Source organism: Pseudomonas sp. 20P_3.2_Bac5 (assembly GCF_025466035.1).
In the GTDB taxonomy this organism is placed as follows: domain Bacteria; phylum Pseudomonadota; class Gammaproteobacteria; order Pseudomonadales; family Pseudomonadaceae; genus Aquipseudomonas.
In genome coordinates, this window is the sequence record NZ_JANLOA010000070.1 from 167,759 (window position 1) to 187,741 (window position 19,983).

At 63.5% G+C, this 19,983-nt stretch carries 18 protein-coding genes, 1 tRNA gene and 2 pseudogenes; 18 read left to right on the forward strand and 3 right to left on the reverse strand.

The features are described 5' to 3' along the window. The first annotated feature begins 149 nt into the window (after window positions 1-149). The 5 genes from NTD88_RS13780 (at window position 150) to NTD88_RS13800 (ending at window position 5,622) form a co-directional block, all read left to right on the forward strand. Window positions 150-1,439, forward strand: coding sequence for an OprD family porin (locus NTD88_RS13780; protein ID WP_262154410.1), 1,290 nt, complete (start codon window positions 150-152; stop codon window positions 1,437-1,439). Between the two features lie 35 nt (window positions 1,440-1,474). Continuing rightward, entirely contained in the window at window positions 1,475-2,455 is a 981-nt protein-coding gene (locus NTD88_RS13785) for a Bug family tripartite tricarboxylate transporter substrate binding protein (protein ID WP_110973363.1), read from the forward strand. 156 nt (window positions 2,456-2,611) lie between these two features. Then, on the forward strand, window positions 2,612-3,070 hold the full coding sequence (locus NTD88_RS13790) for a tripartite tricarboxylate transporter TctB family protein (RefSeq protein ID WP_095154827.1): 459 nt from the start codon (window positions 2,612-2,614) through the stop codon (window positions 3,068-3,070). A gap of 1 nt (window position 3,071) precedes the next feature. Then, complete coding sequence (locus NTD88_RS13795; protein ID WP_262154411.1) at window positions 3,072-4,586, forward strand: tripartite tricarboxylate transporter permease; 1,515 nt, start codon at window positions 3,072-3,074, stop codon at window positions 4,584-4,586. Continuing rightward, entirely contained in the window at window positions 4,579-5,622 is a 1,044-nt protein-coding gene (locus NTD88_RS13800) for an AbrB family transcriptional regulator (RefSeq protein ID WP_095154825.1), read from the forward strand. Before NTD88_RS13795 ends, NTD88_RS13800 begins: the two co-directional genes overlap by 8 nt. A gap of 33 nt (window positions 5,623-5,655) precedes the next feature. Here NTD88_RS13800 and ung read toward each other — a convergent pair whose 3' ends face one another. Continuing rightward, complete coding sequence (ung, locus tag NTD88_RS13805; RefSeq protein WP_095154824.1) at window positions 5,656-6,348, reverse strand: uracil-DNA glycosylase; 693 nt, start codon at window positions 6,346-6,348, stop codon at window positions 5,656-5,658. 129 nt (window positions 6,349-6,477) lie between these two features. Here ung and NTD88_RS13810 point away from each other — a divergent pair, with 129 nt between their 5' ends. Next, on the forward strand, window positions 6,478-7,584 hold the full coding sequence (locus NTD88_RS13810) for an enoyl-CoA hydratase/isomerase family protein (RefSeq protein WP_095154823.1): 1,107 nt from the start codon (window positions 6,478-6,480) through the stop codon (window positions 7,582-7,584). Window positions 7,585-7,616: 32 nt separating this feature from the next. Here the strand turns inward: NTD88_RS13810 and NTD88_RS13815 are convergent, their stop codons facing one another. After that, on the reverse strand, window positions 7,617-8,093 hold the full coding sequence (locus tag NTD88_RS13815) for a hypothetical protein (RefSeq protein ID WP_262154412.1): 477 nt from the start codon (window positions 8,091-8,093) through the stop codon (window positions 7,617-7,619). Between the two features lie 213 nt (window positions 8,094-8,306). On the opposite strand from NTD88_RS13815, the gene NTD88_RS13820 reads away from it, so the two are divergent. The 7 genes from NTD88_RS13820 to NTD88_RS13850 all read left to right on the forward strand — a co-directional run bounded on the left by NTD88_RS13820 (window position 8,307) and on the right by NTD88_RS13850 (window position 12,995). Next, window positions 8,307-9,794: a sensor domain-containing diguanylate cyclase gene (locus NTD88_RS13820; RefSeq protein WP_095154821.1), complete on the forward strand. Its 1,488-nt coding sequence runs from the start codon at window positions 8,307-8,309 to the stop codon at window positions 9,792-9,794. After that, on the forward strand, window positions 9,787-10,008 hold the full coding sequence (locus tag NTD88_RS13825) for a cysteine-rich CWC family protein (protein WP_095154820.1): 222 nt from the start codon (window positions 9,787-9,789) through the stop codon (window positions 10,006-10,008). The genes NTD88_RS13820 and NTD88_RS13825 overlap by 8 nt, the downstream gene beginning before the upstream one ends. 32 nt (window positions 10,009-10,040) lie before the next feature. Further along, on the forward strand, window positions 10,041-10,733 hold the full coding sequence (locus NTD88_RS13830) for a 16S rRNA pseudouridine(516) synthase (RefSeq protein WP_262154413.1): 693 nt from the start codon (window positions 10,041-10,043) through the stop codon (window positions 10,731-10,733). A gap of 320 nt (window positions 10,734-11,053) precedes the next feature. Next, window positions 11,054-11,938, forward strand: a complete 885-nt coding sequence (locus NTD88_RS13835; protein ID WP_095154818.1) for an alpha/beta fold hydrolase — start codon at window positions 11,054-11,056, stop codon at window positions 11,936-11,938. Between the two features lie 147 nt (window positions 11,939-12,085). Continuing rightward, window positions 12,086-12,159 (forward strand) — tRNA-Gly (locus tag NTD88_RS13840). Window positions 12,160-12,350: 191 nt separating this feature from the next. Beyond that, complete coding sequence (locus NTD88_RS13845) at window positions 12,351-12,530, forward strand: type II toxin-antitoxin system HicA family toxin (RefSeq protein ID WP_262154415.1); 180 nt, start codon at window positions 12,351-12,353, stop codon at window positions 12,528-12,530. A gap of 57 nt (window positions 12,531-12,587) precedes the next feature. Further along, entirely contained in the window at window positions 12,588-12,995 is a 408-nt protein-coding gene (locus NTD88_RS13850) for a type II toxin-antitoxin system HicB family antitoxin (RefSeq protein ID WP_262154416.1), read from the forward strand. Between the two features lie 69 nt (window positions 12,996-13,064). Here NTD88_RS13850 and NTD88_RS13855 read toward each other — a convergent pair whose 3' ends face one another. Then, window positions 13,065-13,373 carry a hypothetical protein gene (locus NTD88_RS13855; RefSeq protein ID WP_143501918.1) on the reverse strand — a complete coding sequence of 103 codons (309 nt, stop codon included), beginning with the start codon at window positions 13,371-13,373 and terminating at the stop codon, window positions 13,065-13,067. A 74-nt stretch (window positions 13,374-13,447) separates the two neighbouring features. Between NTD88_RS13855 and NTD88_RS13860 the strand changes: the two genes are divergently transcribed. From NTD88_RS13860 to NTD88_RS13875, 5 genes and pseudogenes are all read left to right on the forward strand, one after another. Then, on the forward strand, window positions 13,448-14,800 hold the full coding sequence (locus NTD88_RS13860; RefSeq protein ID WP_095154816.1) for an APC family permease: 1,353 nt from the start codon (window positions 13,448-13,450) through the stop codon (window positions 14,798-14,800). A 285-nt stretch (window positions 14,801-15,085) separates the two neighbouring features. Further along, window positions 15,086-16,135: pseudogene (locus NTD88_RS29225) on the forward strand (HAMP domain-containing protein); the annotation flags it as partial. Window positions 16,136-16,450: 315 nt separating this feature from the next. Then, a pseudogene (locus tag NTD88_RS29230) lies at window positions 16,451-16,993 on the forward strand (methyl-accepting chemotaxis protein); the annotation flags it as partial. 65 nt (window positions 16,994-17,058) lie between these two features. After that, entirely contained in the window at window positions 17,059-18,006 is a 948-nt protein-coding gene (locus NTD88_RS13870; protein ID WP_262128266.1) for a cation diffusion facilitator family transporter, read from the forward strand. A gap of 165 nt (window positions 18,007-18,171) precedes the next feature. After that, a complete protein-coding gene (locus NTD88_RS13875; protein WP_262154418.1) occupies window positions 18,172-19,902 on the forward strand; it encodes a SulP family inorganic anion transporter in 1,731 nt (576 codons plus the stop codon). Window positions 19,903-19,983 lie beyond the last annotated feature (81 nt).

The following is a 19,983-nucleotide window of genomic DNA, read 5'->3' on the forward strand; positions in this document are numbered from 1 at the left end:
TGGCCTGTGAAGCCACCGCGCGGATGAAAGTCGATTGAAAGGTTAGCGAAAGGTTGAGCCCCTAGCATCCGTTCACGGCCCTTTCCGGGAGCCGTAGAACGAACCGCAGTGTTCGAACCGATAAGAACAATAAACGGGGTTACTCCACGATGCTGTCATCACAGCCGCAGGCGTTCGCGCCTACTCGTCGTCCTTCCGCTCGTCCAACTTCCCTCGCCAGCGCCATTGCCCTTTGCAGCGTCGCCCCGCTGAGCCAGGCCGCCTTCATCGAAGACAGCAGCGCCACTTTCGAAACCCGCAACATGTACTTCAACCGCGACTTTCGCGACGGCACCAGCGCGCAGCAATCCAAGCGCGACGAATGGGCCCAGGGTTTCATGCTCAACCTCCAGTCCGGCTACACCGAAGGCACCGTCGGTTTTGGCGTCGATGCGCTGGGCATGCTCGGCATCAAGCTCGACTCCAGCCCCGACCGCACCGGCACCGGCCTGTTGCCGACCCATGACGACGGCCGCGCCGCCGACGAATATTCCAAGCTTGGCCTGACCGGCAAGGTGAAGATCTCCGCCACCGAGCTGAAGATCGGCACGCTGATCCCGGAACTGCCAACCCTCAAGCCCAACGACGGGCGGATCCTGCCGCAGACCTTCGAAGGCGGATTGCTGACCTCCAAAGAATTGAAGAACCTGACCTTCACCGGCGGGCGCCTGGAGAAGGCCAAGGATCGCGATGACACCAACAAGGAAGACATCGCACTGAACAACAAGAACGGTCGCTTCCTCGGCACCGTCGCCGGCAATCACTTCGACCTCGCCGGCCTGGACTACAAATTCACCGACCGCATCACCGGCAGCTATCACTTCGCCCAGCTCGACGATGTGTATCGCCAGCACTTCGCCGGCCTGGTCGCCACCCAGCCGTTCGGCCCGGGTACCTTCGGCGCCGACCTGCGCCTGGCGATCAGCGATGACCAGGGCCAGGCCCGCGGCGGCAAGATCGACAACACCTCGCTCAACGGCATGCTCAGCTACGGCCTCAACGGCCACAAGTTGAGCGCTGCCTACCAGAGCATGTCCGGCGACAGCGCCTTCCCCTACGTGGATGGCTCCGACCCGTACCTCGTCAACTTCGTCCAGATCAACGACTTCGCCGGGGCCGACGAGCGCTCCTGGCAAGTGCGTTACGACTACGACTTCGCCAAAATCGGCATTCCAGGGCTGAGCTTCATGACCCGTTACGTCAACGGGGACAACGTCAGCCTGGCGAACGGCAGCGAAGGCAAAGAATGGGAACGCAACACCGAGCTCAAGTACGTGGTGCAGAGCGGGACGCTGAAAAACGTCGCCGTACGCCTGCGCAACGCCACCTACCGCTCCAACTTCGCCCGCGACGCGGACGAGGTGCGGCTGCTGGTGAGCTACAGCGTGGCCCTGTGGTAATCCGCCTATAACAATTAAAGCTACGGAGACTGACGATGACCTTTTCACTACGCCGAATCGCCCTCGCCACCGGTTGCCTGTTGCTGGCCGGCCAGGTGCTGGCTGCCGAACCGAAACGCCCTGAATGCATCGCCCCGGCCTCGCCGGGCGGTGGCTTCGACCTGACGTGCAAACTGGTGCAGAGCGCACTGGTCAACGAGAAAATTCTCAGCAAGCCGATGCGTGTGACCTACATGCCCGGCGGTGTCGGCGCGGTGGCCTACAACGCCGTGGTCGCCCAGCGTCCGGGCGACGCCGGGACGCTGGTGGCCTGGTCCAGCGGTTCGCTGTTGAACCTGGCCCAGGGCAAGTTCGGTCGGTTCGACGAGAACGCCGTGCGCTGGCTGGCGGCGGTGGGCACCAGCTACGGTGCCATCGCAGTGAAAAACGATTCGCCCTACAAGACCCTCGACGATCTGGTCGCGGCCTTGAAGAAAGATCCGAGCAAAGTGGTCATTGGTTCCGGTGGCACCGTAGGCAGCCAGGACTGGATGCAGACCGCGCTGATCGCCAAGGCCGCCGGTATCAACCCGCGCGACCTGCGCTACGTTGCCCTGGAAGGCGGTGGCGAAATTGCTACCGCGCTGCTCGGCGGCCATATCCAGGTCGGCAGTACCGACATTTCCGACTCCATGCCGCATATCCAGAGCGGCGACATGCGCCTGCTCGCAGTGTTCTCCGACAAGCGCCTGGACGAGCCGGAGATGAAGGACATTCCTACCGCGAAGGAACAAGGCTACGACATCGTCTGGCCAGTGGTGCGCGGGTTCTACCTCGGGCCGAAGGTGAGTGACGAAGACTACGCCTGGTGGAAAGCGTCTTTCGACACGCTGCTGGCCTCCGAAGAGTTCGCCAAACTGCGTGACCAACGCGAGCTGTTCCCGTTCGCCATGACCGGTGAAGAGCTGGACACCTACGTCAAGAAACAGGTCGCCGACTACAAGGCGCTGGCTCGGGAATTCGGGCTGATTCAGTAGTTCCCCGGGGCTGCTGCGCAGTCCTTCGCGACCGTGCGGCAACCCGCCAGGCTCGCTCCCGCCGGGGCGAGCCAATCCTGAATACCGAACCCTGTGGGAGCGAGCTTGCTCGCGAAGGCCGCAACGCGGCCCCCTGCCCTCACCGAGGATTTCTTGATGATCCTGCAACGTGTCTTCGCCCTGATCCTGCTGGCGGTGTGTGCCGCCCTGGCCGTCATGGCCTGGCCCTACCAGGCCGCATTTTCCTACGAACCGGTCGGCCCCCGCGCCTACCCGCTGTTGATGCTTGGCCTGATGGGCCTGGCCCTGCTCTACCTGGCCTTTCGCCCCACCCCGATTGTCCGCAGTGAGGACGAACCGGAACTGGACCGCGAAACCCTGAACAAAATCGGCCTCTGCGTCGGCCTGCTGGTGGTTTTTGCCGCCACCTTCGAATCCCTCGGCTTCATCATCAGCAGCATCCTCATCGGCGTGCCGATGGCCCGCCTGTACGGTGGTCGCTGGCTGCACAGCGTGATCATCGTCGGCCTCATGAGCATCGCCCTGTATGTGCTGTTCGACCGGGTGATGGACGTTCCACTGCCGCTTGGCCTGCTCGACGTTCTGGAGAATTGACATGGATACCTTGAGTTATCTGGGCCAGGGCTTCGGCGTGGCCCTCAGCCCGTACAACCTCGTCACCGCACTCTGCGGCACCCTGATCGGCACCGTAGTCGGCCTGCTGCCGGGCCTCGGCCCGATCAACGGCGTTGCGCTGCTGATCCCCATCGCGTTCGCCCTCGGCCTGCCGCCGGAGTCGGCGCTGATCCTGCTGGCAGCGGTCTACCTGGGCTGCGAATACGGCGGCCGGATCAGCTCGATCCTGCTCAACATCCCGGGCGAAGCCTCCACCGTGATGACCACCCTCGACGGTTACCCGATGGCCCGCCAGGGCCTGGCCGGTGTGGCGCTGTCGCTGTCGGCGTGGAGTTCGTTCATCGGTGCCTTCATCGCCACCTGCGGCATGGTACTGTTCGCCCCGCTGCTGGCGAAATGGGCGATCGCCTTCGGACCGGCGGAGTACTTCGTGCTGATGGTGTTCGCCATCGTCTGTCTCGGCGGGATGGCCGGCGACCGACCGCTGAAAACCTTTATCGCCGCGTTGATCGGCCTGTTCCTGTCCAGCGTCGGCATCGACGCCAACAGCGGCGTGTACCGCTTCACCGGTGACAGCGTGCACCTGGCCGACGGCATCCAGTTCGTCGTGCTGGTGCTGGGCCTGTTCTCCATCAGCGAAATCCTGCTGTTGCTGGAGAAGACCCACCACGGTCACGAGGCGGTGAAGGCCACCGGGCGCATGCTGTTCAACTTCAAGGAAGCGGCCTCGGTGTTCGTGGTGAATATCCGCTGCGGCCTGCTCGGCTTCATCATGGGCGTGCTGCCCGGCGCCGGCGCGACCCTCGCCAGCGCGGTGGCTTACATGACCGAGAAGCGCATCGCCGGTACCAGCGGCAAGTTCGGCAAAGGTGACGCCCGTGGTCTCGCGGCCCCTGAAACCGCCATCGGTGCGTCCTGCTGCGGCGCCCTGGTGCCGATGCTGACCCTCGGCGTTCCAGGTTCCGGCACCACCGCCGTGATGATCGGCGCACTGACCCTGTACAACATCACCCCCGGGCCGATGCTGTTCGAACAACAACCGGACATCGTCTGGGGCCTGATCGCTTCGCTGTTCATCGCCAACATCATGCTGGTGATCCTGAACATCCCGATGATCCGCATCTTCACCCGCATCCTCGCCGTACCGAACTGGGCGCTGGTGCCGGTGATCGCGATCATCACCGCGATCGGCGTCTACGCCGTGCACGCCACCACCTTCGACCTGTTCCTGATGGTCGGCATCGGCATCATGGGTTACATCCTGCGCAAGCTGGACTTCCCGCTGTCGCCGATTCTGCTCGGCTTCATCCTCGGCGGGCTGATGGAACAGAACCTGCGCCGCGCGCTGTCGATCTCCAATGGCGCTCTGGACATCCTCTGGTCGAGCCCGATCAGTGTCGCGGTGTGGACCCTGACCGTGCTGATGATGACCCTGCCGCTGATCCGCATCTGGCGTCGCCGGGTACTGCAGCGTCGCGCCCTGGCCGATGTCTGAGTCGTCTTTCAGACAATGGTGGGCAACCCCGCTGGTCGGCCTGGCCGGCGGGTTCGCGGCCAGCGCCATCGGCTGGCCGTTGCCGTTCATGGTCGGTTCGTTGCTGGCGATCATCCTGGTGCGCTGCCTTACGCCGTGGCAATTGGCGGAGATCCCGGGTGGGCGCAAGTGCGGGCAATGGGTGGTCGGGATCGGCATCGGTCTGCACTTCACGCCGCATGTCGCTGAACAGGTTGCCAGCCATTTCGGCCTGATCTTCTTCGGCGCGCTGATCACCAGTTTTTCCAGTGTGGTCGGCGTCTGGCTGCTGCGGCGCACCGGTGAGGACCGCGCCACGGCGTTCTTCTCCAGCATGCCGGGCGGCTCGGGCGAGATGGTAAACCTTGGCGCGCGCAATGGCGCCAACCTCAGTCGCGTGGCGGCCGGGCAAAGTCTGCGGGTTTTGGCGGTGGTGCTGTGCGTGCCAGCGGCGTTCAAGTACCTGCTGGGAGACGGTGTGCCGATCGCCCATGCCGGTGCGGTCAATTGGGCCTGGCTGGCGCTGCTGTTCCCGCTCGGCGCGCTGGTGGCGTGGACCTGGCAACGCCTGAAGCAGCCCAATCCGTGGCTGTTCGGGCCACTGCTGGTGGCGGGTGTCGCCAGTATCGGCTGGAACCTGCACCTGGGTCTTCCGGACGGCGCCAGCCAGATCGGCCAGTGGCTGATCGGCAGCGGTCTGGGCTGTCACTTCAACCGCGCGTTCTTCCGGCGCGCGCCTTCGTTCCTCGCCCGCACCCTGGCGGCCACCGTATTGACCATGCTGATTGCCGCCATCGCAGCCCTGGTGCTCAGTGCTGCAACCAACCTCGACCTGCGTTCGCTGACCCTGGGCATGATGCCCGGCGGTATCGCCGAGATGAGCCTGACCGCGGAAACCCTGCAACTGTCGGTACCGCTGGTGACGGCGCTGCAGATGATGCGGTTGTTGTTCGTGTTGTTTTTGGCGGAACCCTTGTTCCGGCATTGGGCGGCCAGCGAGCCACCGCCAGAACCCTAGGCCCGCACCTGCAAGGCGCGGGCCCTGAGTTGATTACAGCGGCGGAACCTGCCAGTCGATCGGCGTCAGTCCACGCTCTTCGAGGAACTTGTTGGTACGGCTGAAATGCCCGCAGCCGAGGAATCCGCGATAGGCAGACAGCGGCGACGGGTGCACGGATTTCTGTACCAGGTGCTTGCTGCCATCGATCAGCTTGCTCTTGCTCTGCGCATGCGCGCCCCACAGCAGGAACACCACATTGGACTGCCGCTCGCTGACCACCTGGATGATCCGGTCAGTGAAGAACTGCCAGCCCTTGTTGGCGTGGGACGCGGCGTTGGCGCGCTCCACGGTCATGGTGGTGTTGAGCAGCAGCACACCCTGGTCGGCCCAGGATTGCAGGTAGCCGTGGCGGGGGATCTCGATGTTCAGGTCGCGGTGCAGCTCTTTATAGATGTTGACCAGCGATGGCGGCGTGGCCACGCCCGGCTGCACCGAGAAGCACAGGCCGTGGGCCTGGCCCGGGCCGTGGTACGGGTCCTGGCCGAGGATCACCACTTTCACCTGGTCCAGCGGCGTGGAGTTGAGGGCGTTGAAAATCAGCGGGCCAGGCGGATAGACCTCTTTGCCGGCGGCCTTTTCCTGACGCAGGAATTCGCGCAGTTCGTGCATGTAGGGCTGTTCGAATTCGGCGCGCAAGGCCTCCTTCCAACTGGGTTCGAGCTTGATACGGTCGTCGTCGGTCATGGGGGTATCCGTTGAACAATGGGGCGGACACTAGGAAAGCTGTCCGCGCTTGTCAATCGATCCGACCGGCGACCTGCACGATCAGCCTCAGCGACCATACTTGTCGGGTCTACTTGAGTGAGGTCGCCCATGGCTGTGCAGTTCGAAGTACTCACCGGTGTCGACGGCGCGCGTCTCGGCATTGCCACCCTCGATGCGCCGTCGAGCCTCAACGCCCTGTCGCTGCCGATGATCGAGCAGTTGAGCCTGCACCTGCGTGCCTGGGCCCAGGATCCGGCGATCGTCTGCGTGCTGCTGCGCGGCAACGGCGCCAAGGCGTTCTGCGCCGGCGGCGACGTGCGCAGCCTGGTGGAGGCGTGTCGCGCCCACCCCGGCGAAGTGCCGCCGCTGGCCGCGCACTTTTTCGCCGCCGAATACCGTCTAGACCATTCGCTGCATCACTATCCCAAACCGCTGCTGTGCTGGGGCCACGGCCATGTGCTCGGTGGTGGCATGGGGCTGCTGCAGGGCGCCGGGGTACGCATCGTCACCCCGTCCAGCCGCCTGGCCATGCCGGAGATCAGTATCGGGCTTTATCCGGACGTCGGCGCCAGTTGGTTTCTCGCCCGCCTGCCCGGCCGTCTCGGCCTGTTTCTTGGCCTGACCGGTGCGCCGATCAATGGCCGCGACGCCATTGACCTGGGCCTGGCCGACCGCTTCATGAAAGACGAACAACAGGAGCAACTGATCGACGGTCTGCTGCAACTGAACTGGCAGGAACAGACCGCGATGCAACTCAACAGCCTGCTCAAGGCGCTGGAGCAGGAGGCGCACGAAGCGCTGCCCGCGGCGCAATGGCTGCCGCGCCGGGAGAAGATCGACAAGGTGCTGGATGTCAGTGATCCGGCCTGCGCCTGGAAGGGCATCGCTCAACTGGCGCAGCAGGACGACGTGGTGTTGGCCAATGCCGCGCGGACGTTGCTCAAGGGCTGTCCATTGACCGCGCATCTGGTCTGGGAGCAGATCCGCCGGGCGCGTTATCTGTCACTGGCGCAGGTGTTCCAGATGGAATACGCCATGAGCCTGAATTGCTGCCGGCACCCGGAATTCAGCGAGGGCGTGCGGGCGCGTTTACTGGACAAGGACAACACGCCCCACTGGCACTGGCCGGACATTGCCCAGGTGCCGGAGGCGGTGGTCGAAGCGCATTTCAACAAGGCCTGGGAAGGACGACACCCCCTGGCGGATCTGGCGTGAGGCCAGGCGTCAGGGGGTGTCGGATTTAGCGATCAGTGGTCCCGGCCACGGTCGCCGTTGCGGTCGCCATTGCGTCCATCGCCGCGGCCGTCACCGCGATTGCCACGCCAACCGCCACCCCGGTCGTCACGACCTGGTCCGCGGCTCCAGTTATGGTCGTTGCGATCAGGACCACGGTTCCAGCCGTGATCATTGCGGTCAGGCCCGCGGTTCCAACCGCCTTCTGGACGACCAGGGCCATGACCGTCATAGCGACCAGGGCCGGGATACGGGCGGTGGGACGGGCCTGGCGCCGGTTGGTAGTAGCGCGGCGCCGGAGCGTAGTAACGCGGTTGCTGGGGTACTACGTAGTAACCGCGGTTGTAGGGATAAGCCGGCCGGTAGTAACCCGGATAGTCATAGCGATCGACCGAATAGACATCGGTTCGATAGTAGCCACCGCCCCCATAAGGCGCACAAGCGGTGAGCAACAAACCCAATACGGCAAGCAGAGAGAGTTGGCGATACATGGCGGCCTCCTGGACCGCGGAACTGCCCATCCCAGCGGCGCTGGTCGGCGTCGATCGGCAAACGTTCATCGACATTGAATCAGACCGCGAAAAGTCCGTGCCGTGCGATTTCAGCAATAATTTGAAATAGGTTGAAGCCGACAAAAATCCTCCGGTTATTTTTTTGTTACACCTCTAGAATAGGAGGCATTGGTAGCTGCTCCCGGGATTCCCATGCCCCTTCGTTCCGCCCTGTTTTCGCAACGGTCCCTGCTGCTGGCATTACTGCTGTTACTTGGCTGCGGCTTCATCTCGACTTCGCTGGTCAGCTACTACGCCTCGCGCAGTTCGATCCGCGACAACATCGTCAATACCGAACTGCCGCTGACGTCCGACACGGTCTATTCGGAAATCCAGAAAGACCTGATCCGGCCCATCGTGGTGTCCTCGATGATGGCGCAGGACACCTTCCTGCGCGACTGGACTCTCGCTGGCGAAACCAACCCGGAGCAGGTCACCCGCTACCTCAGTGAGGTCGAGCGCCAGCAGCGCGCCTACACCGCGTTCTTCGTGTCCGAGGCGAGCGGCACCTATTACCAGGCCAAGGGCATCCTCAAGAAAATCGACCCGAGCACCGAGCGCGACCGCTGGTACGCGCGGGTCAAGCAGATGACGGCGCCCTACGAAATCAACGTCGACCTGGACATGGCCAACCAGGACCGCATGACGGTGTTCATCAACTACAAGGTGTTCGACTACAACCACAATTTCATCGGCGCAGCCGGGGTCGGGCTAACGGTCGATGCGGTGGTCAGGCTGATCGATGCCTACCAGTTGCGCTACCAGCGGGCGGTGTACTTCGTCGATGCCCGCGGCAAGATTGTCCTCACCGGCTCGTCCGGCGGCCCGGAAGGCGCCCGCGCCGGGATTTCGCTGGACAGCATTCCAGCGCTGAGCCCGCTGCTGGCGCGCATGCCGACGCCGACCACCGGCAGCCGCGACTACGAGCGCAACGGCCAGAGCCACTACCTCAATGTGCGCTTCATTCCCGAACTGGACTGGTACCTGTTCGTCGACAAGCCCATCGGCGACAGCCTCGACAGCGCGAAGCAGTCGCTGTACCTGAACCTGGCGATCTGCGGGGTCATCTCGCTGATTGTCCTGGCGATGATCAACGGCATGATCCGCCGGCATCAGGACGGTATTCAGGAACTGGCGACCCTCGACAGCCTGACCCACCTGCACAACCGCCGCGCCTTCGACCTGCTGGCGGCCCAGGCGCTGCTGGAGGCAGAGCGCACGCCAGCGCCGTTGACCGCCTTGCTGATCGACCTCGACCACTTCAAGGAACTCAACGACACCTATGGCCACCTGGCCGGCGACGAAGTGCTGCGCCAGTTCGCCCGGGTGCTTGAAGGCAGCCTGCGCCAGGCCGACATCCTCTGCCGCTGGGGCGGCGAGGAATTTGTCGTCCTGCTCAAGGACACCGATGCGACAAAAGGGCTCGCCGTAGCCGAGAAGATCCGCCAGCGCACCGAAGAGCGGACATTCATGTTCGGTGAAACCGCCATCGAACTGACCACCAGCATCGGTTTGAGCAGCCTCCACGCCAACGACACCCTGCACAGCCTTATCGCCCGCGCCGACCTGGCGCTATACCGGGCCAAACAGAGCGGGCGCAATCGCGTCTGCTGCGAACCTTCAGCGCCCGACCATGGCTGATCCCGACCGCTGCCCCGCCTGCGGCGCCCTTAATCAGTGCAGCCTCGCCGATCCGCGCACCGCGGACCGGGCCTGCTGGTGCTACAGCGTGCAGATCGATCCGGCGCTGATCGAGGCGCTGCCCGCCGAGCTGCGCAACGTCGCCTGCCTGTGCCCGTCCTGTGCGCAGGTCGATGCCCAACTGAAAGCTGCCGACGTTTCACCAAACGGCTAAACTGCGCGCCCTTTTATCGCCCGTCCTTACCCATGCGCCTCGATCGTTTCCTCACCAACCTGCCCTGCTTCAATCACCAGCAAGTGCGCTTGCTGCTGGTGGAGCGCCGCGTGCGGGTCGATGGCCAGGTGGTGAATGATCCGCGGCATGAAGTGCGGGTGTTCAGCCGCGTCGAAGTGGACGAGCAAATGTTGCAGGCCGGCCATCCGGCCCGTTACTTCATGCTGCACAAACCGGCCGGCTGCGTCAGCGCCACCACGGACCCGGTTCACCCGACGGTACTGGACCTGCTCGACGAGCCGGACAAGGACGACCTGCACATTGCCGGGCGCCTGGACTTCAACACCACCGGCCTGATGCTGCTGACCAACGACGGGCAATGGTCGCGACGCCTGACCCAGCCGCAGACCAAACTGCCCAAGGTCTATTACGTGGAGACCGAGCAGCCGATCGAGGAGCACTACGTCGCGCGCTTTCGCGAGGGGTTCTACTTCGCCTTCGAAGACCTCACCACCCAGCCCGCCGACCTGGAGCCGCTCAGCAGCCACAGCGCACGCCTGAGCATCATCGAGGGCCGCTACCACCAGGTGAAACGCATGTTCGGCCACTACGACAACAAGGTGGTGCGCCTGCATCGCGAGCGCATGGGCCCGCTGGAACTGGACCCGGCGCTTGCCCCCGGGCACTACCGGGCGCTGCGGGCGGACGAAATCCTGGCGATCTGAACCGCCCGCACCCGACAGAAAAATTCATTAATTGCCCGAACGGCACTTGCGGCATCGTCCATGGGCTGCTTGAATCGAATCGTCGGTCTTCATGTGACTTGCCGGTCACAGTCGTAGTCCAAGACACCTTTTTGCTGGCTACCCATGCCTCGATGCGCAGGAGACCGGCAGATTGCCCACCAAGAACAACACCCGTCGACCAAGCCGGTATCGGATCGACAAGGGCCCCTCGCTTCACTTCCAGGCGTATGCCTACCTGTCATAAAGAACGTGCAAGCTTGCTTGGACGGATACCCTTTTTTGCGCCAGGAGTCGATGACATGAGGCCAGAAATCGCTGTGCTGGATATACAGGGGCAGTACCGGGTTTACACGGAGTTCCACCGTTCGCAAGAGGCCGAGAAAACGATCATCCTGGTCAACGGCTCGCTGGCTACCACGGCTTCTTTTTCGCAGACCGTGCGCAACTTGCTCCCGCAATTCAACGTTGTGCTCTACGACCAGCCGTATGCCGGCAAGTCCAAGCCGCACAACAGCAACGAAAGACTGCTGACCAAGGAAACCGAAGGGCAGATCCTGCTGGAATTGATCGACCACTTTGCCGCCGACCAGGTCATGTCCTTCTCATGGGGCGGCGCCTGCACCCTGATGGCCCTGGCGCACAAGCCACGGCGCATCGAGCGTGCCGTGGTCAGCTCGTTCTCACCGGTGATCAACGAGCCGATGCGCGACTACCTGCAGCGCGGGTCGAGGTTCCTCAAGGATTGCGACCGCTATCAGGTCGGCAATCTGGTCAACGACACCATCGGCAAGTACCTGCCGCCGCTGTTCAAGCGCTTCAACTACCGGCACGTCAGCAGCCTGGACAACCACGAATACGCGCAGATGCACTTCCACATCCACCAGGTGCTGGACCACGACCTGGAAAAGGCGCTGAGTTCGGCCCGGGCCATCGACATCCCGGTGCTGTTCGTCAACGGTGAGTGGGATGAATACACCACCGCCACCGATGCGCGGCAGTTCGGCCGTCACGTGCGCAACTCGCACTTCAGCGAGATCCGCAGTGCCGGGCACTTCCTCGACATGGAAAACAAGTCGGCCTGCCGCGACACCCGCGATGTGCTGCTGAACTTCCTCAAGCCGACGCAACGCGAACAACGTCTGCGTTACCAGCCTGTACAGGGCCAGCATGCACTGGCCATCTGAGGGAAACGGGCGCCTGTAGCACAGCCAGCGGTATCGATCGCCCTGCCGGGCAAAATGAAGATCACCGCCCTGTCGCTACAGGTCGCACGCACGATTAACGGATAAAGCTTCAAATCGTTTCACGGTTCTGGTAAAAAGTCGGCCTGCGCGGGTGTCGTATAATGGCATTACTCCAGCTTCCCAAGCTGATAACGAGGGTTCGATTCCCTTCACCCGCTCCAGATTCCCCCTCGCTTCAACTCCCATCCTGAATATGCCTCCATCGACCCTTTCCAGGGGGCCGGTTTACGTTTGGCGTGCTTCGATTTCCTCTATCGCACCCTGACACACCTCCCCTGCACTCGTAATCGGGCGGGTAGGTATAGTGTTGATCGCATGAAGTCGGTAGGTATACTAACCACCAGGAGGTAGGGTGAATAGCCGGGAGCTGATAGCGAAGATTGAGTCAGACGGTTGGTTCCTCGTGCGCACCAGAGGTAGCCACCATCACTTCAAGCACCCGGAGAAACCGGGACTCGTCACCATTCCACATCCCAAGAAGGATCTTCTGGCAAAAACGATTGCCAGCATTCTGAAGCAAGCCCAGCTCTGAATGACTCCGATCAAGGAGCCCAAGCTTTTCGTCAGGCCGTCCGAGGAGGACACAGCAATGCTCTATCCAATCGCGATTCGTCCTGGAGATGACAGCCATGCCTGGGGGGTGGAAGTGCCCGACATCCCGGGATGCTTCTCGGCAGGCGATGATCTGGATGACGCCATGGCAATGGCCCGGGAAGCGATCGAAGGGCATCTGGAGTTGCTGGCTGAAGATGGAACGCCAATTCCTGCTGCGCGAAAAGTAACATTTCACTCCACCAACCCTGAATTCGACGGCTGCATCTGGGCCTTGATCGAAATCGATGTCTCCAAATACCTGGGCAAAGCCGAGAAGCTCAATATCACCCTGCCCCGTCATCTGCTGACCCGGATCGACGAGTATGTGAGACACCACCCCGAACAACGCAGCCGCTCCGGCTTTCTGGCCTCCGCCGCGCTAAAGGTGCTGCAAGAGGCCTGACATGTGCCGTTCCCCAATTAGCCAGTTGCCAGATCAACTGACCAATAGCACCGTAAATACCGTCAATTTTTACGGACATTTAAATCGACTAATAGCTGTCGATTGCAAAAATACGCCGCAAAAATACAAAAAATCTCGATAAATATTCATGAAATAAAAATAATGTAGCGTTTTACTTGACACGCTACCGCCCCTTCGTTTCTTATTTTTCACACCTTGCCCTGCGCCCGATAAACGAAGAAGAACAGCGCCGCCGCCATCATGACGCCCGTCCGCCCTTGCCCACACGCACCGCCTTCGTCGTTCCGGTCCTGCAAAACCTGACACCGGCGCCTTGCCCGCGCCCATTTCCGCTCCGCCATAAAAGGTAAACAACATGGAGCTGATCCGCTCAACCTTACCGTGCCCGCCGCGCGCCGTATCCGCCGTCCTGCTTCAGGAGCATCGCCCCCATGCAGCCTGAACACAGCAGCGCCGGCAACGTCCAACTGCGCAAATCCCTTCGCCTCTGGCAGGTGGTGGTCATAGGCCTGGCGTATATCGCACCGATGACGGTGTTCGACACCTTCGGCATTGTCTCCGGCATCACTGCCGGCCACGTGCCCAGCGCCTATGTCCTGGCCCTGCTCGGCATCCTCTTCACGGCGGTGAGCTACGGCACGCTGGTACGACGCTTCCCGCAGTCCGGCTCGGCGTACACCTACACCCAACGGGCAATCAATCCCTATGTCGGCTTCCTTGTCGGCTGGTCGTCGCTGCTGGATTACCTGCTGCTGCCGATGGTCAACGCGCTCCTCGCCAAGCTCTACCTGTCGGCGATGTTCCCGGAAGTGCCGGAGTGGATCTGGGTGGCGGGCTTCGTCACGCTGATCAGCCTGGTCAACATGCGCAGCATCAATCTGGTGGCGAACTTCAACACGCTGTTCGTCGCCGTGCAGATTCTGATCATGGCGGTGTTCGTTTACCTCTGCCTGCGCGGCCTGCACCAGGGTGAAGGCCTGGGTACGGCCTGGTCGCTGACCCCGTTCGCCGACGAGAAAACCCAGTTCAGCGCGCTGATGGCAGGGGCGACGATTCTCTGTTTCTCGTTCCTGGGCTTCGATGCGGTCACCACGCTCTCGGAAGAAACCCACCAGCCGGAGAAAGTCATCCCACGCGCGATCTTCCTGATCGCCCTGATCGGCGGCGTGGTGTTCATCCTCATGTCGTTCTTCATCCAGTCCTACTTCCCGACCATGGACCGCTTCCATGACCACGAAGCCGCGCTGCCGGAAATCGCCCTGTATGTCGGCGGCAAGCTGTTCCAGTCGATCTTCATCGCTTGCACGGTGATCAACACCATCGCCTCGGGGCTGGCCTCCCAAGCCAGCGTGTCGCGCCTGCTGTTTGTCATGGGCCGCGACAAAGTGATCCCGCACAACGTCTTCGCGCGCCTGCACCCACGGTTCAAGACGCCCGTGCTGAACATCGCCGTCGTCGGTTTCATCGCCCTGTCGGCGATCTTCTTCGACCTGGTGACCGCCACGTCGGTGATCAACTTCGGCGCGCTGGTGGCCTTCAGCTTCGTCAACCTGTCGGTGATCAATCACTGCTACCTGCGCGAAGGTCGCAACCAGGGGCTGGCCAACAAGCTCAAGTACCTGGTCCTGCCCACCATCGGTTTTTGCATCATCGCCATGCTCTGGCTCGACCTCGACGAACATTCGCTGCTGTTCGGCGGCGCCTGGGCGTTGTTCGGCGTGCTCTACCTGACCTGGCTGACCAAGTCTTTCCGGGTCGCGCCGCCCACCTACATCGCCGAATGAGCCAGCCCGTCGACAACGCCCGCTCCTGAGCGGGCGTTGCTCATGATCGAGAAGGAAATCACCCCCATGCTCCCGCGCCGCCTCTCCATTCAGTGGAAGATCATTCTCCTTACCGGCCTGTGCGTTTCGGCCATCATCGTGTTCCTGATGCTCACCTCGCTGACCCAGGCCCGGCGCAGCGCGGAGCAGGTGTTCGCGGCCAACACCGAGCTGCTCGACCAAAACGCCCGCCTGCGCCTGCAGGCCCACGGCGAAACCCAGGCGCTGCGGATCCAGCGTTATTTCATGGATGCCTGGCAGTACGGCAATGGATTCGCCCGCGTGGTCCAGGTCCTCAGGTCCCGCGGCGACGCCGACCTGCGCGGCGAGTTGGTCAGCCAGGCGCGCACCGCGCTGGCCGGCAATCCCGACCTGATCGGCCTGTACCTGGTGTTCCAGCCCGGCGCGCTGGACCATCAGGATGCCCGCTTCGCCGGCCAGGACAGCCTGGGCAGCAACGACAGTGGCCGCTTCTCGCTGTATTGGTCGCAGCCCAAGCCGGGCACACTGGAATCGGAAGCGATGCCCGAGTCGATGCTGGCCGACACCAGCACCGCCGCCAACGGTTCGCCCTACAACCGCTGGCTCACCTGCCCGCTGGACACCGCCCGGGCCTGCGTGCTCGATCCCTATTTCGACGAGGTCAACGGCCGTCAGGTCTTGATGACCAGCATCGCCCTGCCGCTGCTGGAAGACGGCAAGGTCATCGGCGTGATCGGCCTGGATATCGGCCTCGACAATCTGCAGCAACTGAGCCTCGACAGCCGCAAGGAGCTGTTCGACGGCCAGGGCCAGGTCAGCATCGTCAGCCCCGCCGGGCTGCTGGCCGGCTACAGCCGCGACGCCACGCAACTGAGCAAGACCCTGGAACAGGCCTTCGGCACGCAGGCTGGCGAACTGGTCACGGCGATCCGTTCCGGCAAGGCAGTCGAGCGTCTGGAAGGTGGCGAGATGCACATCACCCGCCCCTTCGCGCCCATTCCTGGCGCTGCGCCATGGCAGGTGTTGCTGGAAGTGCCGGAAGCGGTGCTGCAAGCACCCGCCATCGCCCTCAATGAGCGCCTCGACGCGCACAACCAGGCGGCCAACCTCACCAGCCTGTTGATCGCCATCGCCGCCGCGGTGGTCGGCCTGCTGCTGGTCTGGCTGACCGCGCGCAGCGTGACCCGGCCGATCCTCGCGGTGTCCGAGCGCCTGCGCGACATCGCCAGCGGCGACGGCGACCTGACCCAGCGCCTGAACTACACCCGCGAGGACGAACTGGGCCAGTTGAGCGGCTGGTTCAACCGCTTCCTCGACAAACTCCAGCCGGTGATCATCCAGGTCAAGGAATCACTGCACGAGGCTCGCGGCACCGCGGACCAGTCCGCCGCCATCGCCAGTCAGACCAGCGGCGGCATGCAGCTACAGCAACGGGAAATCGAACAGGTGGCGACAGCCGCCAACGAAATGAGCGCCACCGCCCATGACGTCGCCCACAACGCATCACAGGCGGCTCATGCCGCGCGCGGCGCCGACCAGGCGACCCGCGAGGGCCTGGAACTGGTGGCGGTCACCCGCGAATCAATCGATCGGCTCGCCACCGACATGGACCTGGCCATGGACCGGGTCCGCGCCCTGGCCGGACGCAGCGAGGAAATCGGCTCGGTGCTCGACGTGATCCGCGCCATCGCCGAACAGACCAACCTGCTGGCCCTCAATGCCGCCATCGAGGCCGCCCGCGCCGGCGAGGCGGGTCGCGGTTTTGCCGTGGTCGCCGACGAAGTGCGCAACCTCGCCCAGCGCACCCAGGTTTCGGTGGAAGAGATTCGCCATGTGATCGAGGCGTTGCAGCTCGGCACCCAGGACGTGGTCGACGCCATGCACGAAGGCCAGCGCCAGGCCAAGGACAGCGCGACCCGGATGGAACAGGCGGTGCCCGCGCTGCAACGGGTCGGCGACGCGGTGACGGTGATCAGCGACATGAACCTGCAGATCGCCTCGGCCGCGGAAGAGCAGAGCGCCGTGGCCGAGGAAGTCAACCGCAACGTCGCCGGGATTCGCGACGTGACCGAGTCGCTGTCCGGGCAGGCGGACGAATCGGCGCGCATCAGTCAGGCCTTGAATCGCCTGGCCAATCAACAGCAAGCCTTGATGGAGCAATTCAAGGTCTAGGATATGACCAGCAAAAGACGGGCGTGCCGTAGTGGACGCCCGGAAATCATGGGAGCCCCGATTAGATGGGTACGCGTTTTTTTGACCTGACGAGCGAACAGGGCGTGCTGCGCACGTCCATCGTCGTCACTTTGTTCATCGCCCTGATCGGCATTGGCTTCGGCCTGGCTTCGGGCTCGTTCTCCATCGTCTTCGATGGCGTCTACTCGATGGTCGATGCCAGCATGAGCGGCTTGTCCCTCGTGGTGGTCAAGCTGATCACCGCCCACACCCGCACCGAACGCATGTCGCGCAAGCTGCGCGAGCGCTTCACCATGGGCTTCTGGCACCTGGAACCGATGGTCCTGGCGCTCAATGGCATCCTCCTCACCGGCGTGGCGCTGTATGCACTGATCAACGCCGCCAGCAGCCTGCTCGAAGGCGGTCGGGACCTGGAGTTCGGCGTGGCACTGGTGTACGCCGTGGTCACGGTCAGCGCCTGCCTGACCATCGCCATCCTCGAAGCCCGCGCCAACCGCAAGATCCGCTCGGACTTCGTCGCCATGGACGTCAAGGGCTGGATCATGTCGGCAAGCATCACCGCCGCGCTGCTGATTGCGTTCTGCTTCGGCCTTGCGGTCCAGGGCACGCGCTGGGAATGGCTGTCGCCGTACATCGACCCGGCGGTGCTGGCGCTGGTCTGCGTGGTGATCATCCCGATGCCGATCTCGGTGGTGCGCCAGGCGCTGGCGGACATGTTCCTGGTGACCCCGGCCGATCTGAAACAACACGTCGATGAAGTCGCCCAGGCTTTTGTCGAGCGGCACAGCATGCTGTCGTATCGGGCTTATGTGGCGAAGGTCGGGCGGTCGCGGGAAATCGAGCTGTACTTCATCGTGCCCCGGACCATGCCCGCCCGAAACATCGCCGAGTGGGACGCGTGGCGGGATGAGATCGGCAATGCCATTGGCGGTGAAGGGCCGGACCGGTGGTTGACGGTGGTGTTTACCGGGGATCCGGAGTGGGCGGAGTGATGAGGCTCTAAAAACCACAACAACCGCTTCATATTGGCCTCACAACTGCTCAGGGTATAGGATGCTGGCCAAATGCTGTCCACGACCCCGACCGTCCCCCCGAGGACGCGCCGGGCGTCGAGGTATTGCGCTAGCGTCTGCCCGATACATCAAAAGGACCTGATCATGTTTCTTTCCCGCTGGCTCCCGGGCCTGGCCAACCTGCTGCATTACCGTCGCGAGTGGTTCCGCCCGGACGTGCAGGCTGGCCTTTCGGTCGCCGCCATCCAGATTCCCATCGCCATCGCCTACGCGCAGATCGCCGGCCTGCCGCCGCAGGTGGGCCTGTATGCATGCATCCTGCCGATGATCGTCTACGCGCTGGTGGGCAGTTCGCGGCAGTTGATGGTCGGCCCGGATGCGGCCACCTGCGCCATGGTCGCCGGGGCGATCGCGCCGCTGGCCATGGGCGATCCGCAGCGGCTGATGCAGTTGTCGGTGGTGGTCACGGTGCTGGTGGGGCTGATGCTGATCGCCGCGGGTGTGGCACGGGCCGGGTTTATCGCCAGCTTCTTCTCGCGACCCATTCTGATCGGCTACCTCAACGGGATCGGCCTGAGCCTGTTGGCCGGGCAACTGGGCAAGGTGGTGGGCTTCAAGATCGAGGGCAACGGCTTCATCCTCAGCCTGATCAACTTCTTCGAGCGGGTCGGCGAGATCCACTGGCTGACCCTGACCATCGGCCTCGCCGGTCTGGCGATGTTGATCTGGCTGCCGCGACGCTACCCCAAACTGCCCTCGGCGCTGGTGACGGTGGCGGTGTTCACCCTGATCGCCGGGGTGTTCGGCCTCGACCAGTACGGCGTCGCGGTGCTCGGCCATGTGCCCGGCGGCATGCCGGAACTGGCCTGGCCGCAGACCTCGCTGGAAGAAATGAAAAGCCTGCTGCGCGACGCCCTGGGTATCGCCACCGTGAGCTTCTGTAGCGCCATGCTCACCGCCCGCAGCTTCGCCGCTCGGCACGGCTACGCGATCAACGCCAACCATGAGTTCGTCGCGCTGGGCGTCTCGAACCTGGCCGCCGGGGTATCGCAGGGCTTCGCCATCAGCGGCGCCGACTCGCGCACCGCGGTCAACGACATGGTCGGCGGCAAGAGCCAGTTGGTGGGGATCATCGCCGCGCTGGTGATCGCCGTGATCCTGATGTTCTTCACCACGCCCATGGCCTGGATTCCGCAGGCGGCACTGGGCGCGGTGCTGCTGATGGCCGGCTGGGGCCTGATCGACGTGCAGTCGCTGCGCAAGATCTGGGCGCTGAGCCGCTTCGAACTCTTTCTCTGCGTGCTCACCACCATCGGCGTGCTCGGCGTTGGCGTGTTGCCGGGGATCATCATTGCCGTGACCCTGGCGATCCTGCGCCTGCTCTACAGCATCTATCAGCCCACCGACGCGGTGCTCGGCTGGGCACCCGGCATCGAAGGCCAGGTGGACATCAGCCGCCACAAGGACGCCCGCACCGTGCCGGGCCTGGTGGTGTACCGCTTCGACGACGCGATCCTGTTCTTCAACGCCGACTACTTCAAGATGCGCCTGCTCGACGCGGTGCAGCGCGAGCCCGAGCCGAAGGCCGTGCTGTTCGATGCCGAGGCGGTGAGTTCCATCGATGTCAGCGGCATCGCGGCGCTGCGCGAAGTGCGGGATACCTTGAAGGCCCAGGGCATCGAGATGGGCATTGCCCGGGCGCGCGGGAATTTCCTCAGGATGCTGGTGCGCTCGGGCCTGGCCCGGGAGATGGACAACCATCTGCTGTATGGCTCGGTACGCGCGGGGATCCGGGCATATCGGCTATGGCGCAACAAGATCAGGCGCGATGAAGAAGATGCCGGTCGGGCTGCGCCAGTGCCCGATCTGCCTTGAGGATGGCGGACACAAACCCTGTAGGAGCGGGGGGGGGGGGGGGGCCCGCCCCCCCCCCCCCCCCCCCCCCCCCCCCCCCCG

What these genes read in the sequence shown, in the direction of transcription:
- NTD88_RS13820 (WP_095154821.1), top strand. Translation starts at nt 8,307, where the DNA reads ATGCCCCTTCGTTCCGCCCTGTTTTCGCAACGGTCCCTGCTGCTGGCA.
- NTD88_RS13855 (WP_143501918.1), bottom strand. Translation starts at nt 13,373, where the DNA reads ATGTTGTTTACCTTTTATGGCGGAGCGGAAATGGGCGCGGGCAAGGCG.
- NTD88_RS13870 (WP_262128266.1), top strand. Translation starts at nt 17,059, where the DNA reads ATGGGTACGCGTTTTTTTGACCTGACGAGCGAACAGGGCGTGCTGCGC.
- NTD88_RS13875 (WP_262154418.1), top strand. Translation starts at nt 18,172, where the DNA reads ATGTTTCTTTCCCGCTGGCTCCCGGGCCTGGCCAACCTGCTGCATTAC.
- NTD88_RS13800 (WP_095154825.1), top strand. Translation starts at nt 4,579, where the DNA reads ATGTCTGAGTCGTCTTTCAGACAATGGTGGGCAACCCCGCTGGTCGGC.
- NTD88_RS13825 (WP_095154820.1), top strand. Translation starts at nt 9,787, where the DNA reads ATGGCTGATCCCGACCGCTGCCCCGCCTGCGGCGCCCTTAATCAGTGC.
- NTD88_RS13850 (WP_262154416.1), top strand. Translation starts at nt 12,588, where the DNA reads ATGCTCTATCCAATCGCGATTCGTCCTGGAGATGACAGCCATGCCTGG.
- NTD88_RS13795 (WP_262154411.1), top strand. Translation starts at nt 3,072, where the DNA reads ATGGATACCTTGAGTTATCTGGGCCAGGGCTTCGGCGTGGCCCTCAGC.
- NTD88_RS13830 (WP_262154413.1), top strand. Translation starts at nt 10,041, where the DNA reads ATGCGCCTCGATCGTTTCCTCACCAACCTGCCCTGCTTCAATCACCAG.
- NTD88_RS13780 (WP_262154410.1), top strand. Translation starts at nt 150, where the DNA reads ATGCTGTCATCACAGCCGCAGGCGTTCGCGCCTACTCGTCGTCCTTCC.
- NTD88_RS13835 (WP_095154818.1), top strand. Translation starts at nt 11,054, where the DNA reads ATGAGGCCAGAAATCGCTGTGCTGGATATACAGGGGCAGTACCGGGTT.
- NTD88_RS13860 (WP_095154816.1), top strand. Translation starts at nt 13,448, where the DNA reads ATGCAGCCTGAACACAGCAGCGCCGGCAACGTCCAACTGCGCAAATCC.
- NTD88_RS13785 (WP_110973363.1), top strand. Translation starts at nt 1,475, where the DNA reads ATGACCTTTTCACTACGCCGAATCGCCCTCGCCACCGGTTGCCTGTTG.
- NTD88_RS13790 (WP_095154827.1), top strand. Translation starts at nt 2,612, where the DNA reads ATGATCCTGCAACGTGTCTTCGCCCTGATCCTGCTGGCGGTGTGTGCC.
- NTD88_RS13815 (WP_262154412.1), bottom strand. Translation starts at nt 8,093, where the DNA reads ATGTATCGCCAACTCTCTCTGCTTGCCGTATTGGGTTTGTTGCTCACC.
- ung (WP_095154824.1), bottom strand. Translation starts at nt 6,348, where the DNA reads ATGACCGACGACGACCGTATCAAGCTCGAACCCAGTTGGAAGGAGGCC.
- NTD88_RS13810 (WP_095154823.1), top strand. Translation starts at nt 6,478, where the DNA reads ATGGCTGTGCAGTTCGAAGTACTCACCGGTGTCGACGGCGCGCGTCTC.